This is a genomic window from Frigidibacter oleivorans (assembly GCF_003993775.1).
Lineage (GTDB): Bacteria > Pseudomonadota > Alphaproteobacteria > Rhodobacterales > Rhodobacteraceae > Frigidibacter > Frigidibacter oleivorans.
In genome coordinates, this window is record NZ_RJRZ01000005.1 from 121,460 (window position 1) to 141,675 (window position 20,216).

Consider the following 20,216-nt stretch of genomic DNA (forward strand, 5'->3'; position numbering starts at 1 on the left):
TCGGAAATGGACAGATCAGGCTGCCTGATAGCTGGTGAAGATTTCGAGACTTCCATCCCGGCGAACCAGCAGAACGTCATAGGCGTCTCGACTGTCTTCTGATCCCATGCCGGGGGAGCCGTAGGGCATGCCGGGTACTGCGAGGCCGACTGCGTCAGGACGCTCGTCGAGCAGCCTGCGGATATCTGCAGCCGGGACATGGCCTTCGAGCGCATAGCCGTCAACGGTTCCTGTGTGGCAGGAAAAGGCCTTTGCCGGAATGCCCTGATCCATCTTGAAGCGGATCAGCAAGGTTCCCATCGACACCTCATCCGTTACTGTGAACCCTTTTTCGCGCAAGTAATCCACCCATGCCTCGCAGCACTCGCAACCGCGCCCTTTGACGACATGGATCGGTGGTTCTTCCTCTGCCCTGGCGGCAGGGGCCAGGGCGAAGGCTGCTGATGCAAGCATGAGTTCACGGCGACCGATAAAATACCTTTTCATCCACGTTCCCCGTCGGTTGTTGGCATGAAGCCGGTTTCGCTGCGCCAAGTGGCAAGTGCATCAAGGTCAGCAGCAGTAGCAATCTCTTGCTCCGGCAGGGCGTCCTGGTCTTTCGGGTCGACCGGTCGGCCATCGACACGCACTTCGTAATGGAGGTTCGGGCCGCTCACGAGCCCTGTCGCGCCGACCGCGCCAATCTCGTCGCCCGCCTTGACCCGCGTTCCGACGCGAACGTCTTCAGCAATCTCAGAGAGATGCGCATATCGCGTGACGACCCCACCGCCGTGGTCGATGTCGATCGTGATGCCATAACCGCGGATCGAGCCCGCAAAGATCACCCGACCGGCACCAGTCGCCGAAACCTCGGTCCCCACGGGGGCCGCGTAATCGATCCCGGTATGCATTCGAACTCCGCCCAGCACGGGATGGTTCCGGCGGCCAAAGACGGACGACAGGCGGGCACCAAGGATGGGGGCCGCGGAACGCTGCACGGCTTCGCCATCTTCAAAGACGATGACCGGACCAGCGGCTTCGGTCGCAACAAGTTCGAGGACGCGATCAGTAAGCTCCAGCCGTGCGTAACTCAGGCGCGGCTCTCCCGCGATGCTGCCATCGGGAAGCTGATCTTCTTGCCAGACCAGCGCGAAAGTCTCTCCACCTTTGAGGTCGCGCCTGAAATCGACCTGGCCCGCAAGAAGTGCTGTCAGGTCAACCGCAAAGCGTTCCGGTGCATTCCGGGCCGTCAAAGCGTCGTAAAGGGTTCCGTCTAAGGTTAAGGTCTCACCCCGGTCCGTCACATGAACCGGTGGGTCAAGCCGTTGTGCTGCGATCGGCCCGTCGAAGGTGAGGGCAATTTCTACTCCATCTTCCACGAACAGTGAAAGGCGTGTCAGCGATGCCGGATCCCCGGACGCTGCCGTCCATTTGATCCGGTGACCAGGTCGCAGGTCGGTCAGGTCATAGACCCCAGAAAGTGCCAGTGCGGCTTCTGCCCGGATCGTCGCGGGGATTCCTGCGTGACCAAGGACGCTGTCCAAAGTGTCACCGGGGGCGATCGTGGTTTCGAAGGCCGCTGGCAAATGCGCCGTCGGAGGATCGGCCATTGCCTGGAGCGGGGCGAAGGACGCGACAGCAAGGATGAGAAATGCAGAGCGGATCATCTGGCAGAATGACCTTTCAACTGAGGGTTCGGCGGATTTTGGGAACGGCGAATCGCCGGTCCTCGTGAAAGTCGATGATGCTGACGAAGCGCCCATCGGGGTGGAACAGGAACACACCGGCGGTGTGGTCCATCGTGTAGTCGCCGCCATCCTTGTCGACACGGCGATAGGTTACGCGGAAATCTGCGGCGGCCTGCGCGACCTCCTCGGCGGGACCCGTCAACCCGATGATACGCGGGTCGAAGTTGCTGACGTAGTCCGCAAGGACGACGGGCGTGTCGCGTTCCGGATCGACCGAAATCAGCGCCACGATCAAACGGTTCGCGTCGGCACCCAGGTCTTCGAGCCAGAGCGATATGTCGCTCAATGTGGTCGGGCAGACGTCGGGGCACCAGGTGAAGCCGAAGAACACCATGACCGGGCGGCCGGCCCAGTCTTTCGGTCGGACTGAGCGGCCTTGGTGATCGGTCAATGCCCAGGACATCTCGCCAATTGGCAAGGGCAGGAGCTCGTTGCGGGCTGGCCGATTGCGCGTGCGATAGGCGCCGACGCCCAGCATGAAGGCGACGGCTCCGATGGCACCTACAGCGCCGAGGATTACTGCCCTGCGTCGGCGCAATCCGGCCCCTCCGCACGCAAGGACAGGACGTCGACGTTTACCGTGACCTCACCAGCCTTTTCAAAGCTGAGGGTGACCGGAAAGCTGTCGCCTTCCTTCAGGGCATTCGTCAGCCCCATCAGCATGCCGTGATACCCCCCCGGAGAAAGTTGCACGCTCTGGCCAGCCGGCACGGGGATGGACATCGCATGCGGCATCGATGCGATGCCGTCCTGAACAACAGTCTCGTGCAGCATCGGCATACCGGCTGCAGGCGTCGCGATGCCAACCAGCGCGTTGTCGGTCGATCCGGTGTTCGTGATCTCCACATAGAAGACGCCGGGACGCCCCGCGCCGATTGTCGCCTTGGACCAGGCGTGCTCAACCGTCAGATCGCCGATGGTCACGGTCTCGCAGGCCATCGCTGCAGATGCAGAGAGGATCAGGGCTGCAGCAAGAAGAAAGTGATTCATGGGTCAAAGTCTCGATTGAAGGTCGGAAAGGATTTCGGCCGCCGGTGTGCCGTAGGTGAATTGACGCAGCCACGCGCCATCCGGGCCGATGAGATAGAGGCCGGGACTGTGCGCCATCGTGTACCCGCCTTGCGAAGCGGTATCGGCCTCCCGCTCATAGAAGATCTTGAAGCTTGCGGCCGCAGCCTGCGTTTCGGCCTCGCTGCCGGCCAAGCCGAGGATCGCTGGATGGAAGGCTTTGGTGTAATCAGCCAGCCCAAGCCGTCTGTCCCGTTCAGGATCGATCGAGATGAAAACTGGCTGCGCCGATCCTGCGTCAGATCCAAGGTCATCCATGACTTGCGCGACTTCGGAGAGCGTAGTCGGACAGACATCCGGGCAGCTTGTGAAGCCGAAGAACACCAAAAGGAATTTTCCACGGAATTCCTCCGTCGTGCGGATGCGACCTTCGCTGTCAGCAAGCGCGAAGGCGGGCGTGAAGACAGAAGCTGCTGCTTGGGTGTCGTCCGTTGCGGGCCACCACCGCACCGCCGCGAAAGCGAGGACCGCCGCCGTCGCGGCGACCCAAAGGATGATCTGAAGAGAACGAAGACGCATGACCAGTCCAGACAATGAGAACGGCGTGCGGTCTAAAACCTCGAGCAACTAGAGGTTCAACCGACAAAGAGGTGAAGAGTTAAGCACCGGCGAGGTTTCGCCGATCAGGCCGCCCCAAGAAATCTGGCGAGGGCAATGCCGAGGAGGGTGCCGAACAGCCCGAAAGCGATGGCGAAGCCTGCGCCATACTGCAGGCGGTCAAGCGTCTTGCCGCCGCGCTGTCGGGCGAGATAGTAGCCCCACAGAAATCCGACGATCCCGAAAACTGGTCCGATCATGAAAACTCTCCTTTCAGGATACTCTTGTTCCGCCAACTCCAGAAGGCGAAGCCTCCCCAAAAGCAAAGGATAAGGAGGAGTACGGACCAGTCGCCAATACGGGCGTAGAGCGTCGGTTGCAGGGGCCTCGGCAAGCGCATGTCGATTACGCCAGAAGTCTCGATGTCCAGCATCGCCAGTGTCTTTCCGTAGGCGTCTATCACTGCCGAGATGCCCGTATTTGCGGCACGCACGAGAGGAAGTCCCTCCTCGATGGCCCGCATCCGAGCCGAGGCCAGATGTTGCTTTGGACCAATGGACGCACCGAACCAGGCGTCATTGGTCGCGTTGAAAATCCAGTCCGGTCGGATGGCATCATCGACCACATGCCCGGGAAAGATGATCTCGTAGCAGATAGCGATACCCGCATAGGGATGTGGGCCGAATGCAAGGGTGCGGGGACCCGGACCGGGGAGGAAATCACCTAGAGATTCGACCAATCGCTGGAATGGCAGGACACTCCGCCACGGAACGTATTCACCAAAGGGAACAAGGTGATGCTTGGCGTAGCGCGTCAGGACAGAGCCATCCGGCGCGATGGCGAGCACTGAGTTTCGGTACACCGTCCCGTCAGCGGTGACCTCCCGCTCAGGACTGCCAGCCAAAAGGACGGCAGTGTTCGGCAAGAGCCACCCAAGCATGACACGGGCCCCAGTGTCTTCGGCGAGAAACCCCGGCCATGCGGTTTCGGGCCAAAGCAGGATATCGTAATCGCCCGGTCGTGCAGAAAGCGAGAGAAGTCGGAGGATGTTGGCCTTCCGGGATCCTTCGTCCCATTTGGCGCTTTGCGCGATGTTCGGTTGCACGACGCGGATATGTGCGCCGCGCTCCGACGGGGGATCTGACAAAGTCAGGCGCGCAGCGCCGAAACCAGCCACGATCACCGCAATTGCGGTGGCGCTGGCGAAACAGATGACCTGCAACCTGCGAGCGGGCGCGGGGAAAGCTAGCCCGACCAGTGCTGAACAAAGCACCAAGAGGAACCCCAGCCCATAGCTGCCGACCAGGGAGGCCACCTGCGCGAAGGGCAACCAATCGGCCAGCGTGTAGGCAGCAAGGTTCCAAGGAAACCCCGTCAGAACATGCCCCCGCAGCCATTCAAGGCCGGTCCAGCTTGTCGCGAGCGAAAGCGCCAGCGGCAATCCGGCGCGCGCCATCCTGGCCGATAAGGTGCAGGCCAACGCAGGAAAAACCGACAGGACGGCCGCAAGGCCCAGAACGGCCGGCAATGCCAGCCAGCCGAAGCGATCAGCATCCACCTGGAAACTCTCGGTGACCCAGAACAGCCCCGGCACGAACTGTCCCAGACCGAACAGGTATCCGAGGCCGAGCGCCCTCATGGGGGCTGCATCTCGCAGCAATAACGACAGTACTGCGAAAGCAACCATTCCGAGCGGCAGGATTGAGTACGGCGGCAAGGCGAAGACAATGCAGGCTCCTGCCAGGACAGAGGATACCAGACCCGCCATGCCACGCAGGTTCGTCCTGCTCGAAATCCTTTGTTCCTCCGATTTGACCAAACTTGACACCGCCTCCCGATTTCATCGAGAGGGCTAGCTGCTCTAGCAACTAGAGGTGCAACAAGTGGTTTGATGCATCACGGCATTGTCAGGTCGAAGGGGCACATCGCATGATTTCCTTGCCCATGCAGGCTGCGAAACAGCTCGACCTTAACAACAGGTGTCCGGTCACACAGACTTGACTGGACACGAGGCGCGCTTTTCTCAACGGCATATTGAACGGTGCAGGTGTATTCGACGGCTCCGCGCTGCAGCATCCAGAAGAAAGCCAAGCTCATGTTCACACGACGCCACTTCATTGCCACGACAGCCGCATTGTTTTCGGCACCGATTTCCGCCCCGGCTTTCGCTTCATCGCACTTGCAAGACCAATGGGCAGCCTGGGATGCCGAGGTCACCCCGTCAGGCTATGACCCTGCCACGACCAACCCATGGGGATTGCATCCTCGCCTCCTTCCGACCCGCGTCGAAGCGCGTGCCGGGTTGGTGCCAGGCGATGTCCATGTCGACGCGATTGCGCGGTATCTCTATCACATTCAGGCTGACGGCACGGCGATGCGCTACGGCGTCGCCATTGGCCGGGACGGTCTCTACGAGCCTGGAACATATACGATCCGGCGCAAGGCAAAGTGGCCGAGTTGGACCCCCACGCCAGCCATGATCGAACGCGAGCCGGAAATCTATGCGAAGTTCGCAGATGGCATGGACCCTGGCCCAGCCAACGCCCTGGGATCGCGGGCTCTTTATCTTTTCGTCGGCGGCCGCGACACTTACTTGCGGATCCACGGGACACCGCTTCCACGTTCGATTGGTAGCCGAGCAAGTTCGGGCTGCGTGCGCATGGTCATGCCACATATCAACGATCTGTTCGACAAGGTTGAGACTGGCGTTACCGCGTATCTCTATCCCGCAGAAGAGGGGAACGTGGCGACCACCAGCTAAAAGGAATCGCATGGGGCTTCGTTTCATGGAACGCTAGATGCGCAAGTTCGACCTACCCACAAGCGGGTCGCTGACATGCGGTTTCTTGTCCTCGCTGCCGGCGCGCGGCTTAGGCAGCAGTACTGTCAGCTCGAAACAGTGGGTTTGGCGGAAAGCTGTGTGCAGATTGGCCTTCCTTCGACCGTTCGCAACGGCAACATTGTCGTTTCAACCGGCCCGACATGGCGGTACCAATAGCAGCCGTCCTCAGGCTTGAAGATCACCTCCTCAAGATTCTGGTAGGGAGCCGCAATCAGCGCGACACCTTCGGGCAGTTCCTTGAGAAAGCCGGTTGACTTGTCGGTGGCCTGATCGATCGGGACAGTGCAGGCTCCGAGCGCGAGAAGAGCGACAGCAACAAAGACTCGCCGACACTTTTTCACCACGCCGGTCGTGGTGGTGCCTATCGGCTTTGAGGATTCGCTTGGTATTTCTGTCCCACAATTATCAATCCTTGACATCGAACTTCCCTGCTTCTTGTGTCGATCGCGAGCGTGATCTTGGCCAAAGGTCTTTGGCCAGCTATCAAATGAGTCATACTTTGATCAGCGCCGCTGTCACATACATGAAGGCGATACCCCCAAGGAAGCCACCGAGAACGGCCGGAGAGAACAGGATCGCCTGTCGATCACTATTCTGCCGCTGCAGATAGGCCGAGACCTCGACCATCACCTGCAGGATGGCACCGGCACCGACCGCAAGTGCCAAGGCTGACCATTGTGGCGCGTAGGCAAGGCTGCCAACCCAGATGCCAAGCACAGCTGGTGCACCTGCCAGCAAAGTCAGCGCAGCAAAGCTCCAGAGCGGCGGGCGGATGCGCAGCATGGGGGCTGCGATGCCGATGCCTTCGGTGACGTTGTGCAGTGCGAAGCCGAGGACAAGGAAGGTGCCAAGCCCCGCCGCACCGGCGGCAAAGGCGCCGCCGATGGCCAGACCCTCGCCGAAGTTGTGCAGCCCGATGCCGAGCGCGATGTAGAAGGCCAGGGCCAGCCCCTCGGGTCGCCCGCGCCAGCGCCCAATGGCCATCAGCAACAGGAAACTGGCCAGCGCCGACAGCCAGACCATCGCCGAGCCCTGGAACATTGCCGCCGCTTCGGCGGCCAGTTCCGTGGCCTCGGCAATCATATCCAGAAGCAGGAAGGCCAGCATGCCCACCGTCAACGCGAGCACGAAGTTCATGCCAGCGGTGCCAAAGCCGCGCATGGCTGGGTAGAACATCAGACCGAGCGCCACCGGCAGCAATCCGACCAGCGCTCCCACCAGCGCCTGCATGCGGAACTGTCCCGCAGTGGCCTGCGGCGTAGGCACCGCCACGGCAATCTCGTGCCCGAATACGGTGCCGGTGTTCGACACCAGGGCCACATGATGCGCCTCTCCCAGAACCCAAGGGTATGGGATCTGGAGCCACACGGCGCTGCCGCGTGCGATTGGCCCTGGCGGATTCTGCGTGAAGGTCCAATAGGCGTCATCGACGGCAATCTGGGCGATCTGCATCGCCTCCGAGCCGCCCGCTCGCACCAGAATCTGGATGCCGGTCTGGTCGAGAACGGTTCGCTCTACCGTCAGGGACTCGACCGGCGGCGCGCCGTTGTTGAAGCTGCGAAGTGGATCGAGTGACGCGATCCAGACGAAAGACCCAAGAATGGCAGCCAGCGGCAAAAGTACCAGCAGAAGCCGTATGGCAGTGGGGCGGGTGGGCTGGCTCTGGTCGCTCATGCGCCCGGCCCCCGCACGTCGAACATGCCCACCCAGCCAAGTTCGGTGAATTCGGATTGATGCGCGTGGAACATGTACATCCCGTCCTCGTGGTCGGCAAAGCTGAACTCGAGAATGCCGCGCTGCGCCTGGCACTGCATGATCAGGTCGACTGTGCGCAGGGTCGGCGTCAGTGTCGTTCCAGTGTCGAAGTAATCGAAGAAATTCGCGTGTAGATGGAACGAGTTGATCGGGTCGAACTCGGTCACGTTTACCAGATAGACCCGCACAGGCCGTGTCTTGTCGATGCGGATCGGCACGTTCATGTAGGCTTGGCCGACCGTGTTGACGGCATAAACCTCGTTGCCGCCGTCGAAATTGGTGTCGAAGGCATTCATGACCATCGCCAGTTCCTGCCAGTTGCCATTCTCGGGACTGCCAAGCATACGCGAGGCGGCAACGGCGGAAAGCGCCGGGTCGGATTGACGGGTTGGGTCGGGGTCGATCACGAAGAGGCCGTACATACCCTTGTGCATGTGGCGCTTCAGCGGCAGCGCGTGGCAGTGGTAGAGATGGCAGCCGAAAGGCTTGGCATCGAACTCGTAGATGAACTCTTCCCCGGGACCAATCAGCCCAGCCCCTGGAACTCCGTCCATCCGCGCCGAATGGATACCGTGGAAGTGCATCGAATGCGGGTGCGAGCCATGGTTACGGAAGATGATCTTAAGCCGCTCACCTTCCTTGGCTCGCAGGGCCGGGCCAGGGACGCGGCCGTTGAACGTCCATGCCGGAAAGAGAACACCGGGGGCGATCTCGATCTCCCGGTCGATGGCAGTGACTTCGAATGTGCGCAGGGTTCGGCCATCGGGCAGAAGCTCGGTTGTTCCAGTATCCCAGTCCGTCAACATTGTCGAAGGATCGAAACCGTTCGCGTCGTGGTCGACGCGCCCGACCGTTGTCATGTTGCCATGCGCCATGCCGGACATCGGTGCTGCGTAGGGATCGGCCGACATCGCAGACATGTCGTGTCCAGCCATCGGGTCAGGTGCTGTTTGCGACCGTGCCGTGCCGACGGCAACGGCTGCGCCACCGGCGGCGGCCAAGCCCCCAACGAGCAAGGCGCGCCGTGACGGATCAACCGATGTGTTCTCGTCGGCAGGCATGGATGGGACTTCCCGAACTGGGCACCAAAGTCTTGGCGCGAAATGTTAGACAAGGCTAACAATCTGCCCGCAGGGTTTACCTGTCAACCCAGATCGTGCGAGACTGTGACCACGATGCACGATGATCCTCATGAAGTTCTCCATGCTGCCAGTGACGACCGCTCTCCCGACTTGCGCGCGGAGGCATTTCAGGGCGTGCGCGCAGCGCGGCGAAACGAGCTGGCAGAAGATTACGTGGAGCTGATTGCCGAACTGATCCACAGCCACGGCGAGGCGAGGCCGGTCGACATCGCTACCCGAATGGGTGTCACGGCGCCGACGGTGGCCAAGACGCTGGACCGTCTCGCCCGCGACGGCCTGATCACCCGGGCCAAGTATCGTTCAATCTTCCTGACGGAACAGGGCAGGGCGCTGGCCAAGGAATGTAGGCACCGGCACGAGATCGTGCTGCGGTTCCTGCTTAGCCTCGGGCTTGACGCCGAGACGGCGGAACGCGATGCCGAAGGCATCGAGCACCATGTCAGCGAACGGACACTGGCTCTGTTTTCGGCTTTCGCCAACCGGTCCTGACGGTCGTCAGCTATTCTCGACTGCGAACCGCACATCGGCCATCAAGCTATCGGCACTGAAATTCTCCAGCCGTTTGCCATTAAGGAAGAAGGTTGGCGTTTGGCGGATAGCCAAGGCTTCCACGTCGGCCGCATCCTGATTCAGGATACCAGTGATCCCCGGGAAGAACTGGTCCGTCTCGGCCTTTTCGGGATCAAGGCCCGCAGCCCCGGCAATCTCCCATGCCACATCCATCTCAGGCGAGCCATGAACAGCCCAGCCAGGCTGCTGCTCAAGAAGTGCATCGAGGACAGGCTCGAACTTGTCTTGCATCCGCGCAGCCTCGAGGATGCGCACAGCCTCGTCCGAGCCTTCGTGGAAAACGGTGTAGCGCAGCACGACGCGGACCTGCGTCGGAAACTGCCGCCGGATTTCCTGCACCACGGGGTGGTATGCACGGCAGGCCTCGCAAGAAGGGTCAAAGAACTCGACAAGAGTGAATGGTGCGTCGGCGGGGCCGAAGCTGGGGGAGTAGTCACGGACCAAGAGGGCCTGATCCTCGGTTGGCGTGGCGGCGGCCACCGCTTCTGCCTCGGCGTCGCGGCGCTGTTTCAGCACGAAGGCGCCACCCGCGAAGGCAGCAACACCAAGTGCGGAGGCTCCAAGGATAAGGGTGCGGCGGTTCATGGGCGGTGTCCTTTCGGCAGGATGAGACAGGCAAGGATCGCCGCGAAGGCGACCGCAGAAAGATAGGGGATCGGCAGGCCAAGGATCATCTGCGCCTCGCCGGTGCAGGATGGGCCATTTTCAGTGCAGGGCACGATCGGCGCGGGCAGGATCCCTGCGTACAGGCCCGAATGCCATGCCGCAAGTGCGAGCCCGGCGAGGGTCAACGGCAAGCCGTAGGTGCGCGCCATCGCGTCCCCCCGGCCAGAGCGACAGGCCAAGGATCGGCACCAAGGGGAACATGGCGATACGCTGATACCAGCAGAGCGTGCAGGGCATCTGACCCAGCACCTCTCCGATGAAGAGCGCACCAAGCGTGGCCGCCAGAGCGATCAGGAAGGCCGCAGTCAAGGAAAGGTCGTCGCGCGACATGGATTGCGGATCAGCTTTGGTCAAGAACCGGCTCCTTGCGGCGGCGAGGGGGAAGCGAGGCGAAAAGGATCAGGACCGCGCCCAAGGTGATGCAGATATCCGCAACGTTGAACGTGGGCCAGTGCCAGTCACGCCAATAGAAATCAAGGAAATCAGTCACGGCACCCTGCCGAAGCCGGTCGATGATGTTGCCAAGCGCCCCGCCCACGACCAATGCAAAGCCTGCCCTTTCCAAAGCATTTTGCGCCCGGAATGCCATGACGGCGAAGGCGAAGGTCAGCGCGCCCGTCAGCGCCGCCATCAGGAGGGGCTTACCTGCCATGAACCCGCCCATCATGCCAAAGCTCGCGCCCGTATTGAACCCGAGGGAAAGGTTGAAGCCCGGCAAGACCGGGACCGCAGTCCCCTGCGACAGCAGCGACAGCGCTGCGGTCTTGGTCAACTGGTCTCCCACCACTGCGGCAGCAATCAGAGAAATCAGCATCACCCTTGTCATTCTGCTGCCTTGCTCTTCCTGCCGATCCAGCGTGGGACCGACGCGGCGTAACGATCATAGTCCGGCCCGATTGCCATGCGCAGGGCGGCCTCTTCGGACCGCACTTGTGTGCTGGCCGACCAGAGAAACAGGACCGGGGCAAGTACTGTAGGGAGAGAGGGAACCGCCATCGCAACACCTGCCAGCAGTGCCGCTTGTCCCACAAAGGTCGGGTTGCGGCTGAACCGGTAAAGCCCGCCGGAGACCAGATCGCCGGTTTCGCCGCCGACCACGCCGACGCGCCAGGATGATCCCATCGACATCTGAGCGGCAAAGGCCACCATCGCGCCAAGCCCTGCGACAAAGACCCCGACCAAGCCTAGAAGGACAGCACGCCCCTCGGTCCAGAGCGGGTCAACCTTGTGGAGCGCGGGAACGGCGAGCCAGAGGAGCGGCCCGAAGAAGGCGAATGCAAAGGCCGCGCGGAAACCGATTGCCGCCAGCCGGTCGCGCCCGGTGGCACGGGCAAACAGCCAGACCGGACGCCCCGCCGCTTGTGCGGCCAGGGCGCTGCCCCAGAAGAACAGCGCCAGATAACCGAAAAGAAGGGCCAGCGCGGCCCAGCCAAAACCGGAGATCATCTGCTCAGCCCTCGCGTTCCGGGTTAAACCGCAGCAGACGCAGGGCGTTTAGCGTCACAAGCACGGTTGCACCCGTGTCGGCGAGGATCGCGATCCAGAGGCCGGTCAGACCAAAGACCGAGGTCACGAGGAAGACGGCTTTCAGCCCGAGCGCTATGGTCACATTCTGGCGGATGTTGGCCATTGCTGCGCGCGACAGACGGATCGTGGCGGGAATGTCGGTCACCCGGTCACGAAGAATGGCCGCATCGGCCGTTTCCAGCGCCACATCAGTGCCCGATCCCATCGCCACGCCAACGCTTGCCTGTTTGAGCGCGGGGGCGTCGTTGATGCCGTCGCCGATCATCATCACGCCACCTTTACTTCCGATCTCGCGGATGTAGGCAAGCTTGTCCTCCGGCATCATGTCTGCCTCGAACTTCAGGCCGAGGCCTCCGCCGATGGCAGCGGCCGTGCGCGGGTTGTCGCCGGTCAGGATGACCGCAGTCACCCCCATGGCCGTCAACTGGCGCACCGCGTCTTTCGCATCCGCACGCGGCTCGTCCCGCATGGCGATCAGTCCGAGCGGGGCCTTTTCGCGAAACACGGCGACCGCGGTCTTGCCGTCCTCCTCAAAAATCGTCGCCTGCCGAAGGCCAAGGCCATCCAGCCCGCCATGCTCCATCGCGTAGCGGGGCGAGGCCACATAGGCCGCAGCGCCGCCCACGGTTGCAACAACGCCCTTGCCCATCAGCGCCTTTGCGTCTTGCGAGGGCAGCGCAGAAACGCCAGCGTCCTTGGCCTTGTTCAGGATCGCAATCGCCAGCGGGTGGCTCGAGCCGGTCTCGACGCCTGCCGCCACGGCCAGAAGTTCAGCTTCGGTGGTCGTCCCGAACGGCACCAGATCCGTCACCTGCGGGCGACCATGCGTCAGCGTCCCGGTCTTGTCGAAGGTCACAACATCCACCTTCGCCGCCGCTTCGATCACGGCACCGCCCTTCATCAACAGCCCACGCCGCGCCCCGGTGGACATGGCCGAAGCGATGGAGGCGGGGACCGAGATGACCAGCGCACAAGGGCAGCCGATCAGCAGGAGGGCAAGGCCGCGGTAAACCCAAGTGTCCCAGGGCTGGCCGAAGACCAGCGGTGGCACCACGATGACCAGCGCCGCGACGGCGACGATGGCAGGCATGTACCAGCGGCTGAACCGGTCGATGAAGCGTTCGGTCGGGGCACGCGCCTCTTCGGCCTCTTCAACCAGACGGATGATGCGGGCGATGGTGTTGTCCTCGCGACCTTTGGTCACTTTGACCCGCAGGGCCGCCTCGGTGTTGATTGCGCCTGCAAAAACCGCGTCCCCGGGGCCGCGCGTCTTGGGCACGCTTTCCCCGGTGACCGGGCTTTCGTCCACGCCCGAAGTGCCATCCACGATCTCGCCATCGGCCGGAATCCGGTCACCGGGGCGGACAAGGACTGTCTGGCCCACAGACAGGCTTGCGGCTGGAACCTCGCGCGTGCTGTCACCTGTAACGAGTTGCGCCGTCTTCGGCACAAGATTGGCCAGCGCCCGGATCCCGTCTCGCGCCTTGCCGGCGGCCACGCCTTCCAACACCTCGCCCACGGCGAACAGAAACACCACCAGTGCCGCCTCTTCCGCTGCGTTGATGAACAGCGCGCCGACGGCGGCAATCGTCATCAGGCTTTCGATGGTGAAGGGCTGTCCCATCCGCAGCGCCGCAAAGGCGCGCTGCGCTACCGGGGCCACGCCGATCAAGCAAGCGGCAACGAAGGCCCACTTACCGATCTCGGGGGCAAGATACTCGATGACCCAGGCGGCACCCAGCAGCAGGGCGGTAAAGATGACCAGCTTGCCCTTGGCGGTCTGATACCAGCGCTTGCCCCGGTCGGCGGGGTCGTCATGAACGTGGCCGGGGCTGCCGTGACCGCTATCGTCGCGCTTGGTGCTGGCCGCCTTAGGGCCTTGGTCGTGACCAGAATGATCGTGGCCAGCGGGAGCGTGGGCGGAGTGATCATGATCTTGATGCATGTCGCTCTGCTCAGGTGCGGATTGAGCCCCCGGCAAAACGAAGTCCTTCTTCGCACCGGCGGCGCGCGGCGCAATCTCATAGCCAAGCGCACGGACGGTCTTCTCGATCTTGTCCCGCCCGGTTTGTCCCTCATCCAGCGTCAAGCGCAGGCGTTCCGACATGATGCCAACCTCGACGCCGCTTACCCCCGGCAGGCGCGTCACCGCATCCTTGATCTTGGTCGCGCAGGACCCGCAGTCCATGCCCGTCACCGTCCAGTCACAGGATGTTTCGCGTGCAGCTTCCGACATCGTCATTCCTCCTGCCGCTGAGCGGGCAGTTGCTTTCATCGAATCAGCAACCTAATGTCTCTAGCAACTATAGCTTCAAGGGGAATCTGATGCTGACTATCGGAAAGTTGGGCGAGGCCGCCGGGGTGAAGGTACCGACGATCCGCTATTACGAGCAGATCGGCCTGCTTCCCGAAGCCGAGCGCAGCGCGGGCAACCAGAGACTCTACAGCCGCAAAGCGATGGAGCGTCTGGCCTTCATCCGGCACGCCCGCGATCTGGGCTTCACGCTCGAAGCGATCCGCGACCTGCTGAGCCTGTCGGACCGACCGGATCAGTCCTGCGCTGCTGCCGATGCCATCGCGAAGGCTCAGCTGGCAGAGGTTGAAAGCCGCCTTGCGCGATTGACAGCGCTGAAGGCCGAACTTGAACGAATGGTCGTGCAATGTGCAGGCGGCAAGATCGCCGATTGCCGCGTTATCGAAGTTCTGGGCGACCATTCGCTTTGCGCGACCGATCATCGGCATCCGGAGATAGAGGCGACGCAATAACCGCACCCGCAACACTCGCCATTTAAGCCAGCACCGCCTTTTCCGAAAACGCCGCCCCGGGCCGCTCGAGCATCAACGGTACTCCGTTCAACCGGATGTGCGTTGCCGAATTTTTCTTCTCATGTCATGCATTCTGGATGTCGTGGATGGTCCGACCCTTTTTAGCAGTGCTTTTGGCTGTGTCCCTGTTCGCGGCCACAGTCAGTGAGGTATCGGCCGGACTTGCAGCGGAGATCGCGGCAGCAGCCGATCCGTGCTGCGAAGGCGATTGCCCTGATGACCAGGCATGCAGCGTCGCCTGCGAAATGATGGCGCGTGGCGGGATGACATTGCTCGCCCTGGTACAAGTCCCCGGGCTTTCTGTTACCGAGGAGGCATCTGCTGCAGTCCTGATGCTTCCTGACCTGCATCCACCATCCGGGCTTCCGCCGGATGGCTTGAGACGACCTCCCCGCATTTGACCCCGCCGCGTGCGTCAGCGCGCGGATGATGCCGTTTGCACCTGCGCCAATTGGCTTCGCGGGTGCGCTGTCGCTGCAATCAAAGGGTCTTCCTCATGACAAACATGTTCCGCCGCATTTGCGGCTCCGTTCTGGCACTTCTCATCGGCGTATCTGCCCTCTGGGCAGGTGCAGACGACTACCGTTTCGAGATCGTCTCGACCGACCATCGTGTCGGTTCTGGGGTAACGATTGAACTTCGTCTGACCGATCTTCGCACCGGCCAGCCGGTCGAGGGCGCGGTCATTTATGCCACGCGCATGGACATGGCCCCCGACGGGATGGAGGCGATGACCTCCGCTGTCACCGCATTGCCGGCCGAAGGCCCGGGCACTTACCTGTTCAGCACGGATCTCACCATGGCGGGGGGATGGCGGTTTTCGGTGGCGGCCAAGGTGCAGGGTGAACCGGAAACCGTGAAGGCAGAACTGGAATTGCGAGCCGAGCCATGAGCGCGGTTGGCAAGCTGACTGCCGCAGTCCTTGTTGCAGGCAGTGCCGGATGGATCGGGCTGACCGCAGGCGAAAAGGGAATCACCGTGGCCAGCCTGATAGGCATGGCTGAGATGCAGCTTGCCGTCTTGATGGGCAATGACGCAGTCGCCATGCCGGGTGCTGACGCCCCTGAAGCAGAGCCGACCGGCCCGGTGATCTACTGGAGGCACCCGGATGGGTTGCCCGAATGGTCGGTATCCGAGCGGCAAACGGCAGATGGGCGCGCCTTCCTGCCTGTTCTCGCCAGCGAGGATCTCTCGCTGGGCCCTGCGCCCGAGCCCAGTTCAGAAATGGCAATGGCTGAAACAGGTGAGCGGACCATCCTCTACTACCGCAACCCGATGGGCCTGCCAGACACCTCGCCAGTGCCGAAGCAGGACTCAATGGGGATGGATTACATCCCCGTCTATGACGGTGAAAACAGTGATGACGGCTCGGTCACTGTCAGCCCTGGCAAGTTGCAGCGCACCGGGGTGCGGACGGCCGAAGCAGTGTTGGCACCTCTGGCGGCCACATTACGGGCGCCGGGCATCGTGGAACTGGACGAACGCCGGATCAGCGTAATTTCGTTGCGCGCCGACGCCTTCATAGAAACCGTTGCCGATGTGACCACGGGCAGCACGATCGCCGAAGGCGCACCGCTCGTGACGCTTTATTCACCCGAGATCGCTGCCGCTCTTGCACAGTTCCTGACCGACGTGCGGTCGGAAGGGCGGTTGAGGGAGGGCGCGCGGCAACGATTGGAAAACCTCGGCGTGCCGGGAGAGGTGATCGACCGCATCGCGACCGAGGGCCAGACGACAGTGAGTATTCCGATCATGGCCCCGCGCAGCGGCGTGGTGCTGGAGCGGATGGCGGTCGAAGGCATGATGTCGGAAGCGGGCGATACCCTGTTCCGCATCGCTGACACCTCGACCGTCTGGGTCATCGCCGAAGTGCCTGAAGCGGCGCTGATGGAGATTGCAGTAGGAACAGAGGTTCGGGTGAGCTTTCGTGGCCTCACGGATGGCCCGATTCCGGGCCGTATCGACACCATTTACCCCGAGATCGATATGATGACCCGCACTGGAAAGCTGCGGATTGAATTGCCGAACCCGGACGGGCGCCTACGCGCCAACATGTTCGCCGAGGTCGAAATCATGCTCGGCGGTGCACCCGTGGTGCAGGTACCAGAGGGTGCTGTGATCGACACCGGCGACAGGCAGGTGGTGATCCTTGATCTGGGTGAAGGGCGGTTCCGGCCCGAACCTGTGACCGTGGGGCGCAAGGGCGACGGCATGATCGAGATCGTCAGCGGCGTGGGCGCGGGCGACATAGTGGTCAGCTCTGCCACCTTCTTGATCGACGCCGAAAGCAACCTCAATGCGGCTTTGGCTGCCCTTGCAGCGCCCGGATCCACCCCGGAGGCCAACCCATGATCGCCCGCATTATCGAATGGTCGGCCCGCAACGTGCTGCTTGTGCTCTTTGCCACCGTCTTTACCGTGGCTGCGGGCCTTTGGTCCCTGCGCACACTGCCGATCGACGCCATCCCCGATCTGTCGGATGTGCAGGTGATCGTGCTGACCGAATATCCTGGGCAAGCGCCGCAGGTGGTCGAAGATCAGGTGACCTATCCCCTCACTTCGGCCATGCTGACCGTGCCACAGTCACGCGTGGTGCGCGGGTTCTCGTTCTTCGGCATCTCTTTCGTCTACATCATCTTCGAAGATGGCGTGGACCCCTACTGGGCCCGCTCGCGCGTGCTGGAATACCTCAACGCCGCCGCAGCACGTTTGCCGGATGGAGTGACGCCCGCGCTTGGGCCAGATGCGACGGGCGTGGGCTGGGTCTATCAATACGCGCTGAAGGGCGAGAACCTGAGCCTGGCCGAGCTGCGGTCCTTGCAAGATTGGGTAATGCGTTTTGCCATCAGCGGTGCCGACGGCGTGTCGGAAGTCGCCAGCGTCGGCGGGTTTGTGAAACAATACTCGATCACCGTCGATCCGGTGCGGATGCGGGCGCTTGGCATCACCCTGTCCGAGATCGGTGAGGCAGTTGCGGCCAGCAACATGGACACCGGCGGGCGCACGGTCGAGCTGTCGGAATTCGAGTTCATGGTGCGCGGGCGCGGCTATCTGGACGGCATAGCCGATCTGGAAATGGTCCCGATCCGTGCTGAGGGGGGCGTGCCGGTTCTGCTGCGCGACGTAGCGCGGGTCGAGATCGTGCCCGATGAGCGTCGGGGCATCGCAGAGCTTGATGGCGAGGGAGAGGTCGCCAGCGGCATCGTGCTACAACGAGTGGGGGCCAATGCACTCGACGTGATCGATAACGCCAAGGTCGAGATCGAGACCATCGCGCGAAGCCTGCCCGAGGGGGTGGAGATCGTCACCGTCTATGACCGATCCAACTTGATCCTGTCAGCCATTGAAACCTTGCGGACGACACTTCTTGAGGAAAGCATCGTCGTGGCGCTGGTCACATTTGTCTTCCTGCTGCATGTCCGCTCGTCGCTGGTCGCCATCATCATGCTGCCGGTGGGCCTCTTGATGGCCTTCACCGCCATGCGCGCGCTTGGCATCGGGGCCAATATCATGAGCCTTGGCGGCATCGCTATCGCCATTGGCGCGATGATCGACGCCGCCATCGTGATGATTGAAAACGCCCACAAGCATCTGGAACGGGCGGAACCCGGCAAGCCACGGGTGGAAGTGCTGATCGAAGCCGCGTCCGAGGTTGGCCCGGCGCTGTTCTTCAGCCTGCTGATTATCACCGTCTCCTTCCTGCCGATCTTCGCGCTGGAAGGGCAAGAGGGCCGCCTATTCGGCCCCTTGGCTGCAACCAAAACTTTCGCCATGGCGGCCGCAGCGCTCTTGTCAGTGACGCTGGTGCCCGCGCTGATGGTGATCTTCGTGCGCGGGCGGATCGTGCCGGAACACCGCAACCCGGTGAACCGCGCCCTGATCGCGATCTACCGACCCGTCATCCAATGGGTGCTGCGGGCGCGGGTGTTCACAATCACGCTCGCGCTGGTGGCACTGGTCGCCACAATCTGGCCCGCGCGGCAGTTGGGGTCCGAATTCATGCCCGCTCTGGACGAGGGCACGATGATGTACATGCCCACCACCCTGCCGGGCTTGTCCGTCACCAAAGCAGCGGAGTTGATTCAGATGCAGGACCGCATCATCCGCAGCTTCCCGGAAGTCGAGACCGTCTTCGGCAAGGCGGGACGTGCGCTGACGGCAACCGACCCGGCCCCTACCGAGATGTTCGAGACGATCATTCAGCTGAAGCCGAAGGATGAGTGGCGCGAGGGCGTCACGATGGAAAGTCTGCGGCTGGAAATGGACGCCGCCCTGCAATTCCCCGGCGTCTCGAACGCCTGGACCCAGCCGATCCGCGCCCGCATCGATATGCTGGCCACCGGCATCCGCACTCCTGTGGGGGTGAAAGTCTTCGGCACTGACCTTACAGAAATGGAGGCAGTCGCGCGGCAGGTCGAGGCGGTGCTGCGGAATGTTCCCGGCACCACCAGCGCCTATGCCGAACGGGTGATCGGCGGCTATTACCTCGACATCGTGCCCGACCGGGAACGGCTGGCGCGTTACGGCCTGTCGATCCAGGACGTGCAGGAGGTTATCGCCATGGCGCTTGGGGCCGAGGCGATCACTCAGACCGTCGAGGGACGCGAGCGCTACAACGTGGCACTGCGCTATCCCGCAGCGCTGCGCCAGGATCCCGAGGCCATCGCGCAAGAGGTTCAGGTCGCGCTTCCGGGTGGTGGCACTGTGCCCCTGGGCGAGGTCGCCGCTGTCGAGCGTACACGGGGTGCGACGTCGATCCGCACTGAGAACGGTCAGCTTGCCGTCTACATCTTCGTGGACATCGCGGGCCGCGATCTGGGCGGCTATGTCGCCGAGGCACAAGCGGCAGTGGCTGGCGAAGTGATCCTGCCGCCCGGCTATTCGCTGGGCTGGAGCGGTCAGTTCGAATACCTCGAACGTGCCAAGGCTCGGCTGGCAATCGTCGTGCCGATCACACTGGCGGTGATCTTCCTGTTGCTGTTTCTCAACTTCCGCCGCCTGACCGAAACCCTGATCGTGATGCTGTCCCTGCCCTTCGCGCTGGTTGGCGGCGTCTGGCTGATGTGGTGGATGGGCTTTAACACGTCGGTGGCTGTCGCGGTCGGGTTCATCGCGTTGGCCGGTGTCGCCGCAGAAACCGGGGTAATCATGCTGATCTACCTCGACCATGCATTGGCGGAACGCAGGGCCGAGGTCGCCCGCGCAGGACGCCCATTCACCCGCGCCGATCTGGATGCCGCGATCATGGTCGGCGCTGTCGAACGGGTGCGGCCCAAGATGATGACGGTGGTGGCGATCATGGCGGGCCTGATGCCGATCCTTTGGGCGCATGGCACCGGGTCTGAGGTTATGAGCCGTATCGCCGTGCCGATGATCGGTGGGATGGTGTCGTCCACCATCCTGACGTTGGTCGTGATTCCGGCTGTCTACGCACTGATCAAGGGGCGCGGGCTGGCGAAGGCAGGAGACCTTGCCAACGGTGGTGCCGTCGTGAAGCCAATGGGTCAATCCCTGGTTTGAAAGTGGTCGGAGAAACCCCGGCAGAAATGATTGGAGC

Annotated in this window: 22 protein-coding genes; 6 read left to right on the top strand and 16 right to left on the bottom strand. The window is 62.4% G+C overall.

Going from position 1 to position 20,216, the window contains the following annotated elements; all coding sequences use genetic code 11:
• Positions 1–15: 15 nt before the first annotated feature.
• The 7 genes from EEY80_RS09040 to lnt form a co-directional block, all read right to left on the bottom strand.
• Positions 16–486, bottom strand: coding sequence for a DUF411 domain-containing protein (locus EEY80_RS09040; RefSeq protein WP_112312868.1), 471 nt, complete (start codon positions 484–486; stop codon positions 16–18).
• Positions 483–1,646 (bottom strand): M23 family metallopeptidase, encoded by a 1,164-nt coding sequence (locus EEY80_RS09045; RefSeq protein WP_164738205.1) that lies wholly within the window; start codon positions 1,644–1,646, stop codon positions 483–485. The genes EEY80_RS09040 and EEY80_RS09045 overlap by 4 nt, the downstream gene beginning before the upstream one ends.
• Positions 1,647–1,662: 16 nt before the next feature.
• On the bottom strand, positions 1,663–2,205 hold the full coding sequence (locus tag EEY80_RS09050) for an SCO family protein (RefSeq protein ID WP_205749070.1): 543 nt from the start codon (positions 2,203–2,205) through the stop codon (positions 1,663–1,665).
• Between the two features lie 38 nt (positions 2,206–2,243).
• On the bottom strand, positions 2,244–2,717 hold the full coding sequence (locus EEY80_RS09055; protein ID WP_126976252.1) for a copper chaperone PCu(A)C: 474 nt from the start codon (positions 2,715–2,717) through the stop codon (positions 2,244–2,246).
• A 3-nt stretch (positions 2,718–2,720) separates the two neighbouring features.
• Positions 2,721–3,314, bottom strand: coding sequence for an SCO family protein (locus tag EEY80_RS09060; protein WP_126976253.1), 594 nt, complete (start codon positions 3,312–3,314; stop codon positions 2,721–2,723).
• A gap of 104 nt (positions 3,315–3,418) precedes the next feature.
• Positions 3,419–3,592, bottom strand: a complete 174-nt coding sequence (locus tag EEY80_RS20080; protein WP_164738206.1) for a hypothetical protein — start codon at positions 3,590–3,592, stop codon at positions 3,419–3,421.
• On the bottom strand, positions 3,589–5,100 hold the full coding sequence (gene lnt, locus EEY80_RS09065) for an apolipoprotein N-acyltransferase (protein WP_126976254.1): 1,512 nt from the start codon (positions 5,098–5,100) through the stop codon (positions 3,589–3,591). Before lnt ends, EEY80_RS20080 begins: the two co-directional genes overlap by 4 nt.
• A 327-nt stretch (positions 5,101–5,427) precedes the next feature.
• Between lnt and EEY80_RS09070 the strand changes: the two genes are divergently transcribed.
• Complete coding sequence (locus EEY80_RS09070; protein WP_126976354.1) at positions 5,428–6,093, top strand: L,D-transpeptidase; 666 nt, start codon at positions 5,428–5,430, stop codon at positions 6,091–6,093.
• 125 nt (positions 6,094–6,218) lie between these two features.
• Here EEY80_RS09070 and EEY80_RS09075 read toward each other — a convergent pair whose 3' ends face one another.
• The 3 genes from EEY80_RS09075 to EEY80_RS09085 all read right to left on the bottom strand — a co-directional run bounded on the left by EEY80_RS09075 (position 6,219) and on the right by EEY80_RS09085 (position 8,990).
• Positions 6,219–6,593: a hypothetical protein gene (locus EEY80_RS09075; RefSeq protein ID WP_328590519.1), complete on the bottom strand. Its 375-nt coding sequence runs from the start codon at positions 6,591–6,593 to the stop codon at positions 6,219–6,221.
• Positions 6,594–6,666: 73 nt separating this feature from the next.
• A complete protein-coding gene (locus tag EEY80_RS09080; protein ID WP_126976255.1) occupies positions 6,667–7,848 on the bottom strand; it encodes a ZIP family metal transporter in 1,182 nt (393 codons plus the stop codon).
• Positions 7,845–8,990, bottom strand: a complete 1,146-nt coding sequence (locus EEY80_RS09085) for a multicopper oxidase domain-containing protein (RefSeq protein ID WP_126976256.1) — start codon at positions 8,988–8,990, stop codon at positions 7,845–7,847. The genes EEY80_RS09080 and EEY80_RS09085 overlap by 4 nt, the downstream gene beginning before the upstream one ends.
• Before the next feature lie 114 nt (positions 8,991–9,104).
• Here EEY80_RS09085 and mntR point away from each other — a divergent pair, with 114 nt between their 5' ends.
• Positions 9,105–9,560 carry a manganese-binding transcriptional regulator MntR gene (gene mntR, locus EEY80_RS09090; RefSeq protein WP_126976356.1) on the top strand — a complete coding sequence of 152 codons (456 nt, stop codon included), beginning with the start codon at positions 9,105–9,107 and terminating at the stop codon, positions 9,558–9,560.
• Positions 9,561–9,566: 6 nt separating this feature from the next.
• On the opposite strand, the gene EEY80_RS09095 is transcribed toward mntR, so the two are convergent.
• Genes EEY80_RS09095 through EEY80_RS09115 form a run of 6 tightly spaced genes read right to left on the bottom strand, consistent with a single transcriptional unit; the run spans position 9,567 to position 14,076 of the window.
• Positions 9,567–10,226 carry a DsbA family protein gene (locus EEY80_RS09095; RefSeq protein WP_126976257.1) on the bottom strand — a complete coding sequence of 220 codons (660 nt, stop codon included), beginning with the start codon at positions 10,224–10,226 and terminating at the stop codon, positions 9,567–9,569.
• Entirely contained in the window at positions 10,223–10,456 is a 234-nt protein-coding gene (locus EEY80_RS20760; protein ID WP_235829777.1) for a hypothetical protein, read from the bottom strand. Before EEY80_RS20760 ends, EEY80_RS09095 begins: the two co-directional genes overlap by 4 nt.
• On the bottom strand, positions 10,347–10,637 hold the full coding sequence (locus EEY80_RS09100) for a disulfide bond formation protein B (protein ID WP_235829774.1): 291 nt from the start codon (positions 10,635–10,637) through the stop codon (positions 10,347–10,349). Before EEY80_RS09100 ends, EEY80_RS20760 begins: the two co-directional genes overlap by 110 nt.
• Before the next feature lie 10 nt (positions 10,638–10,647).
• Positions 10,648–11,121: a signal peptidase II gene (lspA, locus tag EEY80_RS09105; RefSeq protein ID WP_235829768.1), complete on the bottom strand. Its 474-nt coding sequence runs from the start codon at positions 11,119–11,121 to the stop codon at positions 10,648–10,650.
• Between the two features lie 8 nt (positions 11,122–11,129).
• Entirely contained in the window at positions 11,130–11,753 is a 624-nt protein-coding gene (locus tag EEY80_RS09110) for a methyltransferase family protein (RefSeq protein WP_126976259.1), read from the bottom strand.
• A gap of 4 nt (positions 11,754–11,757) precedes the next feature.
• Positions 11,758–14,076: a heavy metal translocating P-type ATPase gene (locus tag EEY80_RS09115; RefSeq protein ID WP_126976260.1), complete on the bottom strand. Its 2,319-nt coding sequence runs from the start codon at positions 14,074–14,076 to the stop codon at positions 11,758–11,760.
• A gap of 83 nt (positions 14,077–14,159) precedes the next feature.
• Between EEY80_RS09115 and EEY80_RS09120 the strand changes: the two genes are divergently transcribed.
• The 4 genes from EEY80_RS09120 (at position 14,160) to EEY80_RS09135 (ending at position 20,179) form a co-directional block, all read left to right on the top strand.
• Complete coding sequence (locus EEY80_RS09120) at positions 14,160–14,600, top strand: MerR family transcriptional regulator (protein ID WP_126976261.1); 441 nt, start codon at positions 14,160–14,162, stop codon at positions 14,598–14,600.
• A 556-nt stretch (positions 14,601–15,156) separates the two neighbouring features.
• The gene (locus EEY80_RS09125; protein WP_126976262.1) at positions 15,157–15,552 is read left to right on the top strand and encodes a FixH family protein; all 396 of its coding nucleotides are present in this window, start codon (positions 15,157–15,159) and stop codon (positions 15,550–15,552) included.
• Positions 15,549–17,012 carry an efflux RND transporter periplasmic adaptor subunit gene (locus EEY80_RS09130; protein WP_108437568.1) on the top strand — a complete coding sequence of 488 codons (1,464 nt, stop codon included), beginning with the start codon at positions 15,549–15,551 and terminating at the stop codon, positions 17,010–17,012. The genes EEY80_RS09125 and EEY80_RS09130 overlap by 4 nt, the downstream gene beginning before the upstream one ends.
• Positions 17,009–20,179, top strand: coding sequence for an efflux RND transporter permease subunit (locus tag EEY80_RS09135; RefSeq protein WP_126976263.1), 3,171 nt, complete (start codon positions 17,009–17,011; stop codon positions 20,177–20,179). The genes EEY80_RS09130 and EEY80_RS09135 overlap by 4 nt, the downstream gene beginning before the upstream one ends.
• The last annotated feature ends 37 nt before the right edge of the window (positions 20,180–20,216 follow it).

What these genes read in the sequence shown, in the direction of transcription:
- EEY80_RS09110 (WP_126976259.1), bottom strand. Translation starts at nt 11,753, where the DNA reads ATGATCTCCGGTTTTGGCTGGGCCGCGCTGGCCCTTCTTTTCGGTTAT.
- EEY80_RS09070 (WP_126976354.1), top strand. Translation starts at nt 5,428, where the DNA reads ATGTTCACACGACGCCACTTCATTGCCACGACAGCCGCATTGTTTTCG.
- EEY80_RS09045 (WP_164738205.1), bottom strand. Translation starts at nt 1,646, where the DNA reads ATGATCCGCTCTGCATTTCTCATCCTTGCTGTCGCGTCCTTCGCCCCG.
- EEY80_RS09060 (WP_126976253.1), bottom strand. Translation starts at nt 3,314, where the DNA reads ATGCGTCTTCGTTCTCTTCAGATCATCCTTTGGGTCGCCGCGACGGCG.
- EEY80_RS09055 (WP_126976252.1), bottom strand. Translation starts at nt 2,717, where the DNA reads ATGAATCACTTTCTTCTTGCTGCAGCCCTGATCCTCTCTGCATCTGCA.
- EEY80_RS09080 (WP_126976255.1), bottom strand. Translation starts at nt 7,848, where the DNA reads ATGAGCGACCAGAGCCAGCCCACCCGCCCCACTGCCATACGGCTTCTG.
- EEY80_RS09125 (WP_126976262.1), top strand. Translation starts at nt 15,157, where the DNA reads ATGACAAACATGTTCCGCCGCATTTGCGGCTCCGTTCTGGCACTTCTC.
- EEY80_RS09100 (WP_235829774.1), bottom strand. Translation starts at nt 10,637, where the DNA reads ATGTCGCGCGACGACCTTTCCTTGACTGCGGCCTTCCTGATCGCTCTG.
- lnt (WP_126976254.1), bottom strand. Translation starts at nt 5,100, where the DNA reads ATGGCGGGTCTGGTATCCTCTGTCCTGGCAGGAGCCTGCATTGTCTTC.
- EEY80_RS20080 (WP_164738206.1), bottom strand. Translation starts at nt 3,592, where the DNA reads ATGATCGGACCAGTTTTCGGGATCGTCGGATTTCTGTGGGGCTACTAT.
- EEY80_RS09050 (WP_205749070.1), bottom strand. Translation starts at nt 2,205, where the DNA reads ATGCTGGGCGTCGGCGCCTATCGCACGCGCAATCGGCCAGCCCGCAAC.
- EEY80_RS09085 (WP_126976256.1), bottom strand. Translation starts at nt 8,990, where the DNA reads ATGCCTGCCGACGAGAACACATCGGTTGATCCGTCACGGCGCGCCTTG.
- EEY80_RS09135 (WP_126976263.1), top strand. Translation starts at nt 17,009, where the DNA reads ATGATCGCCCGCATTATCGAATGGTCGGCCCGCAACGTGCTGCTTGTG.
- EEY80_RS09095 (WP_126976257.1), bottom strand. Translation starts at nt 10,226, where the DNA reads ATGAACCGCCGCACCCTTATCCTTGGAGCCTCCGCACTTGGTGTTGCT.
- EEY80_RS09075 (WP_328590519.1), bottom strand. Translation starts at nt 6,593, where the DNA reads ATGTCAAGGATTGATAATTGTGGGACAGAAATACCAAGCGAATCCTCA.
- EEY80_RS09040 (WP_112312868.1), bottom strand. Translation starts at nt 486, where the DNA reads ATGAAAAGGTATTTTATCGGTCGCCGTGAACTCATGCTTGCATCAGCA.
- mntR (WP_126976356.1), top strand. Translation starts at nt 9,105, where the DNA reads ATGCACGATGATCCTCATGAAGTTCTCCATGCTGCCAGTGACGACCGC.
- EEY80_RS09115 (WP_126976260.1), bottom strand. Translation starts at nt 14,076, where the DNA reads ATGACGATGTCGGAAGCTGCACGCGAAACATCCTGTGACTGGACGGTG.
- EEY80_RS09120 (WP_126976261.1), top strand. Translation starts at nt 14,160, where the DNA reads ATGCTGACTATCGGAAAGTTGGGCGAGGCCGCCGGGGTGAAGGTACCG.
- EEY80_RS20760 (WP_235829777.1), bottom strand. Translation starts at nt 10,456, where the DNA reads ATGGCGCGCACCTACGGCTTGCCGTTGACCCTCGCCGGGCTCGCACTT.
- EEY80_RS09130 (WP_108437568.1), top strand. Translation starts at nt 15,549, where the DNA reads ATGAGCGCGGTTGGCAAGCTGACTGCCGCAGTCCTTGTTGCAGGCAGT.
- lspA (WP_235829768.1), bottom strand. Translation starts at nt 11,121, where the DNA reads ATGCTGATTTCTCTGATTGCTGCCGCAGTGGTGGGAGACCAGTTGACC.